This window comes from Ruegeria sp. CJ2 (assembly GCF_056536745.1).
The window spans coordinates 65,578-79,323 of the sequence record NZ_JBQFQF010000016.1 but is presented as its reverse complement, the minus strand read 5'-3'; the positions used below and the strand labels follow the sequence as shown (position 1 = coordinate 79,323).

The following is a 13,746-nucleotide window of genomic DNA, read 5'->3' as shown; positions in this document are numbered from 1 at the left end:
CCAGTCTATCCTGAGCGTCCCCGCCGCTCCCGCAGCGCCCCAACCCCGCCTCAGCAGCGCCGGTGAAGGGGGTTCTAAGGATAACACCAAAAACCCGCAAGTGGAAAAATGGGAAAAATTTGAAAAAACTAAGAATTGGTTTTTTACACATCATTTACAGATACTTAAATGCAATTGAAGGATCGCAGAACTCTTCTCAAGACGCACTCATGCCCCGCAAACCCGATTGTGCACAGGCTTACCCACAGACTCAGGCGGAATCGACTTGTCGGAATCGGCTGAACGGGTTCGACAGCGGCAGGCGCAGGGCCAGAAGGCCTAGAACCACGCTCAGATAGATCAGTGGTTCGATCTGGAACCCTTTCGCCAGCATCACATAATGCAGCCCGCCCAAAATCGCAGCCGGATAGACCAGACGTTGCAGGACGCGCCAGCGTGGTCCCAAACGGCGCACCGACAGGTTGTTCGACGTCACTGCCAACGGCAACAACAGAAGGAACCCAGCCATACCGACCGTGATATAGGGGCGTTTGAGAATATCAGCCCAGATCTGGCTTGGCAGTTGTACATCCAAAACCAACCATACCAACAGATGCAGGCTGACATAGACAAAGGTCAGCACGCCCAATGCGCGTCGGAACTTCGTCAGGTTTAGCCTCGCAAACCGCCGCATCGGAGATACCGCAAGCGCGGCAATCAACAACTGCAACGCCAGCTCGCCATAGCGATGTTCCAGCGCCTCGATCGGATCGACACCCAGCCCTCCGGTCAGGCCCTGATAGAACAGCCACGGTGCCGGGATCAGACCCAGCAGGTAGACAGCCCATACAGGGACCCGGCGGAGTATCTGGTTCACGGCCTGCATGCGCTTAGTAGTATTCCGACAGGTCCATGCCCTCGTACAGGCTGGCAACCTCGGCCTCATAACCGTTGAACATCAGCGTCGGGATACGTTTTGAGAACAGCCCCCCGCCAATCGTGCGCTCCGACGCTTGGGACCAACGCGGGTGATCCACAGTTGGGTTCACATTACTATAGAACCCGTATTCGCGCGGGTTGGCCATATTCCAACTGGTCGGTGGCTCGACATCTGTCAGGGTAATCCGAACAATCGACTTGATGGATTTGAACCCGTATTTCCAGGGCACGACCAGACGCAGCGGCGCGCCGTTCTGGTTCGGAATCGGACGGTCATAGATGCCGGTCGCCATGATTGTCAGCGGGTGCATCGCCTCATCCAACCGCAACCCTTCACGGTAGGGCCAGTCGAGAACCGGGAATTGGACGCCGGGCATCTCATCCGGGCGGTAGGCCGTTTCAAACGCCACGAATTTGGCGCCCTCTTGCACACCGGCCATATTCAACAAATCCGCCAGCTCGAATCCGTTCCAGGGCACGACCATCGACCATGCCTCGACGCAACGAAAACGATAGATACGCTCTTCCACGGTCATCTCGGACATCACGTCCTTGAAATCGTACTCACCCGGCCTGTCCACCAGACCGTCGATTTTGATGCTCCACGGTTCCGTCACAAGTGTATGCGCATATTTCGCCGGATCATCCTTGCGCGTCCCGAATTCGTAATAATTGTTGTACGAGGTGATTTCTTCCCAGGTGTTCGGCTCCAGCGCTTCCTGCGCCCTGGCTTTACCCGACAGCCCGGCCAAACCAACTCCGGCCAGCCCCGCCATCACCTGGCGACGATTCAAAAAGGCCGCCCGCGGGGTGACATCTGCCCGCGTCAATGTGTTGGTCCAGCGATGCGCCATGTATTTCTCCGTCATTGGACAGTGTTAAGGATCAGTTAGGTCGGTCTTATCACAGGACCAAGGCAACATGCGTCACGATTGGGAGAAGTGACTGTAACGAAAACGGCGGCCGACCGAATGGAAAAGCCCTGACACAAAAGCTGTTCACCCCAGACAAACCTCGATTTTCTGGCCGAGTGACACATACAAGCCATTCCGCTTTGTTTTTTTCGGTTTGTTTACGAAGCGGACCTAGCGTCATGCTTGATATTGACGCGATTGAGCGCACAGTTCCTGCGCTTACGTTTTTCTGGGCGCGAAGGGACGGAGTTTACGGCCAATGGACATAGGTCGCTGAGATTGCGCTTAGGATGAGAAGATAATTTGATCGGAAAGGACGAACTATGAAAACGAAACTGGTTACGGGCCTGTCGCTGGTTCTGTTTATCGCAGCATGCGCTGAGAAAGAAACCTACCCCATCACCGGGTGCGACTCGAATGAAACCTTCCCCGTAACTTGCGAGGAAATCGGTGAAGACACGGACCTGAACGAAAACAACGCTCAGGATCTGAACGCATTGCCGACCGGCGCCTGACGTCACCCGATCCAAAAACAGGGGGCTTATCCAGCCCCATCCGAGTCTGGAAAAGCCCGCCTTACCCGGCGGGTTTTTTTCGTTCTTGCCGAACAACCCCACAAACACAGGCATTTGATCGCCTCAGCGACCCGCTTCCGTCAAAAGGCTTTGCAGGCCGCTATTCAAACCTACAGTCTGATCAATGGGTGCGTGGCGAAACCTTATCCGCGCATCAGCAGAGGGTTAAGACGGGAGAAGATCTATGTGTGACATCTGTGTAATGACCGCCGTGAAGGACCGCATGTTGTCCCGGCGGTCCTTTTTCAAAGCGGCAGTTGCTTCTGGGGTGGCTGCATCAGCCGCCAGCGCGACAGCACCCATGGCGATGGCAGCGGGTCACGGCAAGGTCGAAGACATGACCCACACCATCAGCCCCGACTTTCCAACCTATCTGGGCGAACCGGGCTACGCCGCCGAACCGGTGTACAAGTTCTCGGAACACGGGTTCAACCTGCAACGTCTGACGGTGAACGAACATACCGGTACGCATATTGATGCGCCGTTGCATTTTTCGGCTGACGGGGCATCTGTTGACGAAATACCGGTCACGGATCTGGTCGCGCCACTTTGCGTCGTGGATATCGCGGCCCGGGCTGCCGAAGACGCCGATACCTTACTCACGCCAGACGATCTGAAAGCGTGGATTGCAACCAACGGCGATATTCCGGACGGGGCCTGCGTCGCCTTGTATTCCGGCTGGGCTGCCAAGGCTGACACGGACGAATTCCGCGGCTTCGACGGCACCGCGCAGCACTATCCCGGTTTCCATCCCGAAGCGGCCCTGATGCTGATCGAAGAAACGGGCGCGCGGTCGCTGGCGTCGGATACTTTGTCTCTGGATCACGGGCCATCAACAGATTTTGCCACACACTATGCCTGGCTGCCCACAGGCCGCTTTGGGATCGAGAATATTGCGGGGCTGGACCGCGTCCCGGCGTCAGGGGCAACGCTGGTCATCGGCGCACCGAAGCACAAAGGCGGGACCGGCGGGCCTGCGCGCATATTCGCGATGATCTGATAAAAGATTTCACACCAGCGCGGCGCGGGACCGGACGGGTCCTGCGCCGCTGCGTGCCTCTGTCTTGAAATCCTGACCGGACCCTGCGTTCCAGTATCTGAACGATCTGACTCATTATTTGAACGGCGCGGCCTGTGATCGAATCCGGGATGCTGAATACTGAACACCCCAAGATGACCTCCAAGGAGTACATGAGATGTTCAGACTTGCTTCCGCCGTTGCCGTAGCGCTTTCACTGACCGGTGCGCAGGCCAACGCACAGGAAATTGCTGATATGAGTGATCTGGAATACGCGCATATCGCCTATACAGCCGATAATATCGACATTCGCTATGCGCATCTGGCGCTGGCCTTGTCGGAAAACCCCGATATCCACGAATTCGCCAACACCATGATCCGGGACCATACGGCAGTGAACGAGGCCGCGTTGGGTTTGCTGGACAAACTGGGGCGACCGCGCAGGACAATGCATTCAGCCAGACCCTGAACGCCAATGCCGAAGAGATCATCAACACCCTGTCGCAACTGCGCGGGGCCGAGTTTGATGCCGCCTATGCTGCCAATGAACTGGCCTATCATCAGGCGGTGAACGAGCTGGTGGAAACCACCATGATCCCGAATATCGACAACGCCGAGGTCAAGGCATTGTTCGAACAAGGGCTAGAGATCTTCAAAGCGCATGAAGGCCATGCCGAAATGATGGTCGAGTCGCTGAACTGATGGTGTGTTATCTGTCACGACGTCAGGTTCTGGCCGGGGTTGCGGCATCTGCAACCTCTCTGGCGGTTCGCACCCCCGCACGAGCCGCTTCTGTGACACATGACATCGTGATCAAAAGGTTTACCTATGAACCCGCGATGATTCAGGTTCGGGCCGGGGACACGATCCGCTGGACCAATCTGGATATCGCACCGCACACGGCCTCGGCCAATGACCTTAGCTGGGACACAACCGAGCTGAAAAAGGGTGAAAGCGCCGTGATCACTGTCGAAGACGGGATGGAACTGACGTATTTCTGCGTGTTCCACCCCCATATGAAGGGTGAAATTCTGCTCGTTTGATCCAGAAAACAAAAAAAAGACCCTCCGCTCGGGAGGGTCTTTCCTGTTCTTTGGGTTAGTGAACCACGGCATCATCCGGTCTTGGCCGGTCTGACGTGCCCAACCGATCTCCTATGATCAGCCCATCTGATCCTGCGGTCACGGGGACGGTCTCACCATCCTTGATCTCCCCGGCCAACAGCGCCTCGGCCAGCGGGTTCTGAAGCGCGCGTTGGATCACACGTTTCAGCGGACGCGCGCCAAAGACCGGGTCATAGCCTTCGTTGGCCAACCATTCCTTGGCCCCGTCGTCCAGCGCCAGCTCGATCTTGCGGGCGGCCAGACGTTTTTGCAGGCGTGCCATCTGGATATCGACGATGCCATCCATGTCGCCACGTTTGAGCCGGTCAAAGATGATCGTCTCATCCAGACGGTTCAGGAATTCGGGCCGGAAATGGGCCCGGACCGCATCCATCACATCCCGCCGTGCCTGTGCGCTGTCGGCCCCTTCGGGCAACTGGCTGAGCGCCTGAGATCCAAGGTTCGACGTCAGGATGATCAGCGTCTGCTTGAAGTCCACGGTGCGGCCCTGACCATCGGTCAAGACACCATCGTCGAGAACCTGCAACAGTACGTTGAACACATCCGGGTGTGCCTTTTCGACCTCGTCAAACAGCACGACCTGATAGGGTCTGCGCCGCACGGCTTCGGTCAGCACACCACCTTCGTCATATCCGACATAGCCCGGAGGGGCACCGATCAGACGAGCGACTGCGTGTTTCTCCATGAACTCGGACATGTCGATACGCACCATCGCATTGTCGTCGTCGAACAGGAAATTCGCCACGGCCTTGGTCAGCTCGGTCTTACCCACGCCGGTCGGCCCGAGGAACAGGAAGCTACCCAGCGGGCGACCTTCGTCGTTCAGACCAGCCCGCGCACGGCGCACGGCGTTGGCGACGGCGGTCACTGCCGCATCCTGACCGATCACGCGGGAATGCAGATCGTCTTCCATCCGCAGCAGCTTCTCGCGCTCACCTTCCAGCATTTTCGAGGTCGGAATACCCGTCCAGCGTTCGACAACAGCGGCAATCTGGGTCGGACGCACCGTTTCCTCGGCCATCATCGCGTTGCTTTCGGCGTTTTCGGCCTCGGTCAGCTTTTTCTCCAACTCGGGGATGACGCCATAGGACAGCTCACCGGCCTTGGCCAGATTGCCTTCCCGCTTGGCGATCTCCAGATCGGCCCGCGCCTTGTCGAGCTGTTCTTTCAGATCGCGCGCACCCGCGAGCTTGTCGCGTTCGGCCTGCCACTGGGCGGTCATCTCGGCGGATTTTTCCTGCAGATCGGCCAGATCCTTTTGCAAGGTTTCCAGACGATCCTTGGAGGCCGCATCATCTTCCAGCTTCAGCGCTTCTTCCTCGATCTGCATCTGCAGGATCTGGCGGTCGAGCTGATCGAGCTCTTCGGGTTTGGAGTCCACCTCCATCCGCAGGCGCGACGCGGCCTCATCAACAAGGTCGATGGCTTTGTCGGGCAGGAACCGGTCAGTGATATAGCGATGCGAGAGCGTCGCCGCCGAGACCAGCGCGGAATCGGAAATCCGCACGCCGTGGTGCAGCTCATACTTTTCCTTGATGCCGCGCAGGATGCTGATCGTGTCTTCGACCGTCGGTTCCGTGACCATTACAGGCTGGAACCGGCGGGCAAGGGCCGCGTCTTTTTCCACGTATTTGCGATACTCATCCAGCGTGGTCGCACCGATACAATGCAACTCACCCCGAGCAAGCGCAGGCTTGATCAGGTTCGCCGCATCCATCGCGCCGTCGGATTTCCCCGCACCAACCAGCGTGTGCATCTCATCGATGAACAGAATGATCTCACCGGCGGCCTCGGTCACTTCGGTCAGAACGGCCTTGAGGCGTTCTTCGAACTCACCGCGGTATTTCGCGCCAGCAATCAGCGCGCCCATATCCAGCGCCAGCAACTTCTTGTCCTTCAGCGATTCCGGCACGTCTCCGTTCACGATGCGCAGGGCCATGCCCTCGGCAATCGCGGTTTTACCGACACCGGGTTCGCCGATCAGAACCGGGTTGTTCTTGGTCCGGCGCGACAGAACCTGCATCGAGCGGCGGATTTCCTCATCCCGTCCGATGATCGGATCAATCTTGCCTTCAGCCGCAGCCTCGGTCAGGTCACGCGCGTATTTCTTGAGCGCGTCATAGCCTTCCTCGGCCGACGCGGTGTCAGCCGTGCGACCCTTGCGGATATCATTGATCGCTTCATTCAGTTTCTGCGCGGTCACAGCGCCATCTTCCAAGGCATCCTTGGCCTTGGATTTTACCATGCACAGCGCCATCAGGATGCGTTCCACCGGAACGAAACTGTCGCCTGCTTTGGTGGCGATCTTTTCCGCCTCGTCCAGAACCTTGGCGGTTTGACCGTCCAGATAAACCTGGCCGGTATCGCCCTTGACCTTCGGGATACGCGCCAAGGAAGCGTCCAACGCATTCACAACCCGGCTGGGCGCGCCGCCAGCGCGTGTGATCAGGTTGCTGGCCAGCCCCTGATCGTCATCCATCAATGCTTTGAGTAAATGTTCCGGCGTCAGCCGCTGATGTTCTTCCCGCATCGCGATTGTTTGCGCTGCCTGAATGAATCCACGTGCCCGCTCGGTGAACTTGTTCAAGTCCATGTGTTTCTCCTTTCAAAAGCGCCCTGTTTTGATGCACCCGCTTGGCGGCATGCGTCGGTCAGAGCCTCACATTCAATCTGGGAAATATCTGACCCCGTTCAAGAGGCTGAACGCAGATTCAGCCCCTATCTGCGCGGTATTGTATAGACTGTATACCCGCCGGTCTTGGCCACCTCGCGCGCGTTATACATCTCGACCAGCGATTGGGCTGCGTCGCTGCCCGTCGGACAGGACACAAGATCAGCCGCGTCATCGAGGAAGTCGATGGTAAAGGCGGTTTCTCCGGTCAACTGGCAATCGTCGTCGGTCGAGCGATAGCCCCCAACCAAACGCAGGTTATCGTTGGTCGGGGTCTTGATCACCATGTCAGCCGCCTCCTCCTCCAGCGGCATATCCTGACAGGCTGCCAAAGCCAGTGCCGAACCCAGCATTATTAATTGTCGTATGTTCCGTTTCATTCTCAAATCCGCTCCTGCAATCCATGGGCATGATAGCACATTGAGAAGCCCGTGCCGTGATCTGAGTCACTGCGCCATCCTGCATGGACAGAAGCCGCCAAACCCGGTAGGACGCCGACGTTTGCCAAAAAGGAGCGCCCCATGTCCGATGACCGCCTGATTGTTGCCCTCGATGTCCCGAATGCGCTGCAGGGTCTGGCCATGGCTGAACGCCTTGGTGACTCGGTGTCTTTCTACAAAATCGGCCTGGGCATGTTGACCGGTGGCGGTCTGGCACTGGCCAATGAACTGAAACAGGACCACGGCAAACGCATTTTTCTGGACATGAAACTGTTTGATATCGGCAGTACCGTCGAAAACGCGGTGCGGGGTCTGGCGCAGTTCGATCTGGATTTCCTGACGGTGCATGGGGACCCGCATGTGGTGCGCGCCGCAAAAGAAGGCGCTGCGGGAAAGGACCTGAAGATCCTTGCCGTCACGATCCTCACCTCGTTGAACCGCGATGATCTGGATGCGAGCTTGCTGAAAGACGGCGACGTACAGGACCTGGTGGTTGAACGTGCCGCGCGCGCGCTTGAGGCCGGGGCGGACGGCGTCATCGCAAGCCCGCAAGAGGCCGCTTTGATCCGCGCCCTGCCCCAATCCGAAGGACGCCTGATCGTGACCCCCGGAGTGCGCCCCGCCGGTGCCGAACTTGGCGACCAAAAGCGCGTGGCCACACCTGCAAGTGCCATAGCCGACGGTGCAGATCACGTCGTGGTCGGCCGCCCGATCTATCGCGCCGACGATCCCAAGGCCGCCGTTGTCGCGATTCTGAACGAGCTTTCTTCGCCTCAGGCAACCCAGCCCAACCGGGGCTGATTAAAAAAATTGGCATGTTAATTTGATTGGAGCCATGGCCGCGACCCGTGCGAACCACCCGGCAAATCAAACAGATTCTGCCGGCAACAACTTGACCTTACGTCACTTTTTCGAGAATCCGCGCCAAATCGTCCCTGTGCCCCAAAACACACATGAAAAACACGAGATTTGATTATGTGACCTAGGTCCTATCGAAACGCGGGTTTTTGAGCGATTCTAAGGTCGTGATACTCCCCGCGGACCGTATCTTCCTGAGGTCCGTTACCTCCCCCCGCCCACTTGCGGGGGGTCTTCTTTCGAAAACAATTATCGAGTTTTGCAGCTCTCCGCGCTTTGCCCGACGGGACAGAGTGGTATAAGTGACCCTCCGAATTTGCACTGACGTTTAGGGGAAAGTGCCCGATGCCCGGCTTTTGCCGAGATTGCCTGTCCATATCCTCGGATACACGCCGATGCGGTGCCTGTGGCAGCCCCCGGATCAAATCGCATCCAGAGCTGTTTGATCTGTCGATTGCGCATATGGATTGTGATGCGTTCTATGCCTCGGTCGAAAAGCGGGACAACCCGGACCTCGCGGATAAGCCGGTAATCATTGGCGGGGGTAAACGCGGTGTTGTGTCAACCGCCTGTTATGTTGCCCGCATCCGTGGGGTGCGGTCGGCGATGCCGATGTTCAAGGCGCTGCAACTCTGCCCGGATGCCGTCGTGATCAAACCACGCATGTCTGTTTATGCCGAGGTTTCGCGCAAGATACGCGCCATGATGGATGAACTCACCCCCATCATCGAACCCTTGTCTTTGGACGAGGCCTTCATGGACCTCTCGGGCACGGAACGACTGCACGGTGCACCGCCTGCCGTCATGCTGGGTGGCCTTGTAAAGCGCATGAAGGATGAACTGGGCGTCACAGGTTCGATCGGGCTGTCGCATAACAAGTTTCTGGCGAAGGTTGCTTCGGACCTGGACAAACCACGCGGGTTTTCAGTGATCGGACAGGCGGAAACGGCATCCTTTCTGCATGACAAGCCCGTCCGCCTGATCTGGGGCATCGGCCCTGCCGCGCAGGAGTCGCTTGATCGTGCCGGTATCCGCACGTTTTCCGACCTGCTGCGCTGGGATCAAGAGGCGCTGACCGCACGGTTCGGGTCAATGGGCTATCGGCTTTGGCATCTGGCGCGCGGGCAGGACAAGCGCCGCGTTTCCGCGCATGAACCGATGAAGTCCATCAGCAACGAAACCACGTTTTTTGAAGATACGGCCAATTTGGACATTCTCGATGGCCACCTGTGGCGCATGGCGGAAAAGGTGGCTGACCGGGCCAAGGCCAAGGGGTTGGCGGGGCGCGTCGTGACCCTGAAGCTGAAGAAAGCCGACCACAAGGTACTCACCCGTCGCGTGTCACTGCGGGACGCAACACAGATCGCAGATCGTATTTACCGCACGGCCCGTGGATTGTTCGATCAGGTTGGGAATCAGGGCCCGTATCGCTTGTTGGGCTGTGGCATCTCCGATCTGTGTTCCGAAGATCAGGCCGATATCTCGGGGGACCTGCTGGATCCGGGCGCGTCCCAGCGGTCGCAAGCCGAGCGCGCCACGGACGAAATCCGACGCCGTTTCGGGACCGACGCCATCGTCAAGGGACGTGCATTGCGGTGACGTTATTCTGCGGCCAATCGCACAGACTCATCGCTGATCTGTGAGATTTCCATGATGATCTGCCGCAGGGTGTCCCGGAACGGGGCGAAATTGGCATTTGGCGCGATCCGGGTTTCGTCCATATAAAGCGAGCGGTCGATCTCAATCTGAATCGCATGCTGATTGCGTCCGGGCCGTCCATATGTCTGCGTGACATAGGCCCCAGCAAACGGCGCGTTCCGAGCGACCGTCAATCCGGCAGAGATAAACGCCGCCTCGATCCGATCTACGATCTCGGGCGAGGCCGACGCGCCAAAACGGTCACCCAACACAATCTGAGGCCGCCGGGCGCTGTTGGACCCGGCCATGGCGACTGCCTCATGCGGCATCGAATGACAATCAATCAGAATCGCCTGCCCAAACGAATCCAGCGATTCCTTCAACAAAGACTTCAGACGCGCATGGTAGGGTCGCCAGCAAGTGTCGATCCGCAGACGCGCTTCGTCCATCGTCAGTTTACCGCGATAGATCGCGCGCCCATTGGCAACGACCCGCGGAATCACGCCCAACCCCGACGCGACCCTAGGGTTGTGACCCTGACGGCGTGCGCCTTCGATCAAAGCCGGATCCAGTTCCTCGGCACTGCGGTTGAGGTCCAGATAGGCCCGAGGTTTGGTCGCTGATATGAGCGGTGCACCATATTCGGCTGCGGGCGAAAACAACTGATCCACAAAGGCATCTTCCGAGGATCGAATCACATCGCGGCTCAGAACTGTCCGTTGCAGCAACGATTGCGGGTAGTTCCGACCGCTATGAGGAGATGAATACACAACACAAGACGTGCGCTTGGCGGGCAAATCCAATACATAGGCGGTGTTGTGCATAACGACTCCTTGTTCGCGCCCAACATAGACCGGAAAATAGTTCTTCCAAACCCCTTGAACCCCTTTGCGACTCCTTTTATAGACCCCGCTACCGGCGCGGGGTTCCGCGCCCCATTTCGTTATGGGGCAGGGCACGCAAAGGTAAGTGGGCGGTTAGCTCAGCGGTAGAGCACTTCGTTGACATCGAAGGGGTCACAAGTTCGATCCTTGTACCGCCCACCATCGTTTCACTGCTCCGGTTCTCTGGAGCCCCGACTAACCCAGGCGCTGGCCACGTCTTTGATGAAGGCGCCGCAGATTGGAGACAGACCCATGAAGGTCAAGAACTCGCTCCGCTCGCTCAAGAACCGGCACCGTGATTGCCGGATTGTGCGTCGCAAAGGCCGCGTCTACGTGATCAACAAGACGCAGCGCAAGTTCAAAGCTCGCCAGGGCTAAGAACCGCTCAATTCGAATAGAAAGAACCGCGCTTCAGAGCGCGGTTTTTTTGTTAGCGGGTCAGAACGTGATCCCGGCATGGATCAGAATGCCGATGACCATCAGAATATTCAGAACCATCGAGATTCCGTTGCCAACATAGATCGGCAACTTTCCGACAACCAATCCATAGAGAAACCACAGCATCGACAGCCCCGCGTAAAGGGACCATGACAACAGGGACTGACCGCTGGCGTGTTGGGAATGCGTAAAATACAGCTTCATGAGCTGCGGCAGCGTTGCAAACGGGCCGACGACGCCAATGAAAACCATGAACCCCTCGAACCGTTCCATCCAGTGGCCCAGGTTTGATTTCTCAAGTTTTTCAGCCAGCGTTTCCGTCATCAAATGTGTCCTTTCGCGCGGCGCTCAATACAAATGCTCCGAGGTCATCGCCCGGAAGCTTCCCGGCAATTTACCCGTTTCAGGTCCTGTCACCAAGAAAAACGGAAACTGGCGCACGGTAAATACCCCTATCAGCGATCATTTTCCCAAGTAAATTTGTCAGATTATCTTGCATCCCCCTGAGAATCGTTTAATTGACCAAATCAGTCGGGTTATTGCCCGGCGCGAATTTTCACTGTTGGGACATATGATGCTGAAATCCTCTACATGCGTTGCCGCCGCACTGACGGCCCTGATTTCAACCTCCGCCGCTGCCGAGGGCGAACTGAACCTTTATTCCTCGCGCCATTACGACACTGACGAGCGCCTCTATTCCGATTTCGAAGACGCCACCGGCATCACCATCAACCGCATCGAAGGCAAGGCCGATGAGCTGATCGCCCGTATGGAAGCCGAAGGCGCGAACTCTCCCGCCGATATCCTGCTGACCGTGGATACCTCGCGCCTGGCCCGTGCCAAGAACGCCGGCATCCTGCAACCGATCGACAGCGCCGTTCTGGAAGAGCGTATCCCCGCCAATCTGCAGGACGATGACAACCAGTGGTACGGCTTCTCGCAGCGCGCGCGGATCATCTTCTTTGACAAGGCCGATGTCGCGAACCCGCCCGCCAGCTATCTGGATCTGGCCAAGCCGGAATACAAAGGTCTGGTCTGCATCCGGTCGTCCAGCAACACCTACAACCAGACTCTGCTGGCGTCGATCATCACCAACCACGGTGCCGAGGCCGCAAAGACCTGGGCCGAAGGCGTTGTCTCCAACATGGCACGTGATCCGCAGGGCGGCGACACCGACCAGCTGCGCGGGATCGTCTCGGGCGAATGTGAGATCGCCGTTTCGAACTCATACTATTTCGCCCGCGCCCTGCGTAAAGATGTAAAGGGCCTGAGCGCGGATATCGACATGATCGGCGTGCAGTTCCCCGCACAAGACGCCGAGGGTGCGCATATGAACCTGTCGGGTGCAGGCGTCGCCGCCCATGCACCGAATAAAGAGAACGCGGTAAAGTTCCTGGAATATCTCGCCGGTGAGCAAGCGCAGGTTTATTTCTCGAACGGCAATGATGAATTCCCCGCCGTCGAAGGTGTAGCGCTGGCCGACAACGTCGCATCGCTGGGCGCGTTCAAGGCAGACAAGGTGAACCTGTCCGAAGTTGCCAAGAACATCCCCGAGGCGCAGAAAATCTTCAACGAAGTTGGTTGGAAGTAATTTACTCAAGCGAAACTTGAGAAAGGGCGCAGAGAAATCTGCGCCCTTTTTTCGTTGATATTACTTTATTTTCTGCTTACTTCTCATATATGAAAATTTTTCTCTTTTTTGACTACGATGCTTGACTTATCGCACCGCCTTGCCAACAGGCTGAACGAACTGCGCCGCGCGCGGGGTTTATCGCTGGACCAATTGGCAGATCAAAGCGGGATCAGCCGCGCAACCCTGTCCCGCATGGAAAAAGGTGACGTCAGCCCCACCGCAGAAACACTTGGCCGGATTTGCGCCGCATACGGTTTGCCGATGTCGCGTTTGCTGATGATGGTTGAAGACAGTTTCGAGCCACGCGTGCCATTTGAACGTCAACCGGAATGGCGTGATCCCGAAACCGGGTTTACGCGCCGCTCTGTCTCGCCACCAGCCGTTGGGCTGAGCGGCGAAGTGCTGGAGGGCCATCTGCCACCCGACACCGTGATCACCTATGACACGCCGCCCAAGCCCGGACAGGAACATCATCTGATCCTTCTCGATGGCGCCCTGACCCTGAGCGTGGACGGGGTTGCACACACACTCACAGGGGGGGACTGCCTGCGGTATCACCTGTCAGGACCCACCCGATTTGAAACACCCACGACCCGGGGTGCGCGATATTTATTGGTGCTGATATGATCTCGCGG

14 protein-coding genes, 1 tRNA gene and 1 pseudogene are annotated in these 13,746 nt (G+C 57.6%); 10 read left to right on the top strand and 6 right to left on the bottom strand.

The window, feature by feature from the left end:
• Positions 1-250: 250 nt before the first annotated feature.
• Positions 251-865, bottom strand: a complete 615-nt coding sequence (gene msrQ, locus ACR0MS_RS18790; protein WP_480577250.1) for a protein-methionine-sulfoxide reductase heme-binding subunit MsrQ — start codon at positions 863-865, stop codon at positions 251-253.
• Positions 866-869: 4 nt separating this feature from the next.
• Positions 870-1,772: a protein-methionine-sulfoxide reductase catalytic subunit MsrP gene (gene msrP, locus ACR0MS_RS18785; RefSeq protein WP_480577246.1), complete on the bottom strand. Its 903-nt coding sequence runs from the start codon at positions 1,770-1,772 to the stop codon at positions 870-872.
• 383 nt (positions 1,773-2,155) lie between these two features.
• Between msrP and ACR0MS_RS18780 the strand changes: the two genes are divergently transcribed.
• The 4 genes and pseudogenes from ACR0MS_RS18780 to ACR0MS_RS18765 all read left to right on the top strand — a co-directional run bounded on the left by ACR0MS_RS18780 (position 2,156) and on the right by ACR0MS_RS18765 (position 4,468).
• On the top strand, positions 2,156-2,347 hold the full coding sequence (locus tag ACR0MS_RS18780; RefSeq protein ID WP_480577243.1) for a hypothetical protein: 192 nt from the start codon (positions 2,156-2,158) through the stop codon (positions 2,345-2,347).
• Between the two features lie 244 nt (positions 2,348-2,591).
• Positions 2,592-3,407 (top strand): cyclase family protein, encoded by an 816-nt coding sequence (locus ACR0MS_RS18775; protein WP_480577240.1) that lies wholly within the window; start codon positions 2,592-2,594, stop codon positions 3,405-3,407.
• A gap of 196 nt (positions 3,408-3,603) precedes the next feature.
• Positions 3,604-4,127: pseudogene (locus ACR0MS_RS18770) on the top strand (DUF4142 domain-containing protein).
• A complete protein-coding gene (locus ACR0MS_RS18765; RefSeq protein WP_480577237.1) occupies positions 4,127-4,468 on the top strand; it encodes a cupredoxin domain-containing protein in 342 nt (113 codons plus the stop codon). The pseudogene ACR0MS_RS18770 and the gene ACR0MS_RS18765 overlap by 1 nt, the downstream one beginning before the upstream one ends.
• Before the next feature lie 55 nt (positions 4,469-4,523).
• Here ACR0MS_RS18765 and clpB read toward each other — a convergent pair whose 3' ends face one another.
• The gene (gene clpB / locus ACR0MS_RS18760; protein WP_480577234.1) at positions 4,524-7,142 is read right to left on the bottom strand and encodes an ATP-dependent chaperone ClpB; all 2,619 of its coding nucleotides are present in this window, start codon (positions 7,140-7,142) and stop codon (positions 4,524-4,526) included.
• 125 nt (positions 7,143-7,267) lie between these two features.
• Positions 7,268-7,600 carry a hypothetical protein gene (locus ACR0MS_RS18755; protein ID WP_480577231.1) on the bottom strand — a complete coding sequence of 111 codons (333 nt, stop codon included), beginning with the start codon at positions 7,598-7,600 and terminating at the stop codon, positions 7,268-7,270.
• A gap of 141 nt (positions 7,601-7,741) precedes the next feature.
• Here ACR0MS_RS18755 and pyrF point away from each other — a divergent pair, with 141 nt between their 5' ends.
• Together pyrF and ACR0MS_RS18745 are read left to right on the top strand one after the other, a co-directional pair.
• A complete protein-coding gene (gene pyrF, locus ACR0MS_RS18750; RefSeq protein WP_480577228.1) occupies positions 7,742-8,461 on the top strand; it encodes an orotidine-5'-phosphate decarboxylase in 720 nt (239 codons plus the stop codon).
• Between the two features lie 402 nt (positions 8,462-8,863).
• On the top strand, positions 8,864-10,117 hold the full coding sequence (locus ACR0MS_RS18745) for a DNA polymerase IV (protein ID WP_480577225.1): 1,254 nt from the start codon (positions 8,864-8,866) through the stop codon (positions 10,115-10,117).
• Positions 10,118-10,119: 2 nt separating this feature from the next.
• On the opposite strand, the gene ACR0MS_RS18740 is transcribed toward ACR0MS_RS18745, so the two are convergent.
• Complete coding sequence (locus ACR0MS_RS18740) at positions 10,120-10,980, bottom strand: N-formylglutamate amidohydrolase (protein ID WP_480577222.1); 861 nt, start codon at positions 10,978-10,980, stop codon at positions 10,120-10,122.
• 147 nt (positions 10,981-11,127) lie between these two features.
• Here ACR0MS_RS18740 and ACR0MS_RS18735 point away from each other — a divergent pair.
• Together ACR0MS_RS18735 and ykgO are read left to right on the top strand one after the other, a co-directional pair.
• A tRNA-Val gene (locus tag ACR0MS_RS18735) sits at positions 11,128-11,202 on the top strand.
• A gap of 90 nt (positions 11,203-11,292) precedes the next feature.
• A complete protein-coding gene (gene ykgO / locus ACR0MS_RS18730; protein ID WP_008755722.1) occupies positions 11,293-11,418 on the top strand; it encodes a type B 50S ribosomal protein L36 in 126 nt (41 codons plus the stop codon).
• Between the two features lie 60 nt (positions 11,419-11,478).
• Here ykgO and ACR0MS_RS18725 read toward each other — a convergent pair whose 3' ends face one another.
• Positions 11,479-11,802, bottom strand: a complete 324-nt coding sequence (locus ACR0MS_RS18725) for a SemiSWEET transporter (RefSeq protein ID WP_480577219.1) — start codon at positions 11,800-11,802, stop codon at positions 11,479-11,481.
• Positions 11,803-12,052: 250 nt separating this feature from the next.
• Between ACR0MS_RS18725 and ACR0MS_RS18720 the strand changes: the two genes are divergently transcribed.
• Both ACR0MS_RS18720 and ACR0MS_RS18715 read left to right on the top strand, forming a co-directional pair.
• Positions 12,053-13,069 carry an extracellular solute-binding protein gene (locus ACR0MS_RS18720; RefSeq protein ID WP_480577216.1) on the top strand — a complete coding sequence of 339 codons (1,017 nt, stop codon included), beginning with the start codon at positions 12,053-12,055 and terminating at the stop codon, positions 13,067-13,069.
• A 117-nt stretch (positions 13,070-13,186) separates the two neighbouring features.
• Positions 13,187-13,738 carry a helix-turn-helix domain-containing protein gene (locus ACR0MS_RS18715; protein WP_480577213.1) on the top strand — a complete coding sequence of 184 codons (552 nt, stop codon included), beginning with the start codon at positions 13,187-13,189 and terminating at the stop codon, positions 13,736-13,738.
• The last annotated feature ends 8 nt before the right edge of the window (positions 13,739-13,746 follow it).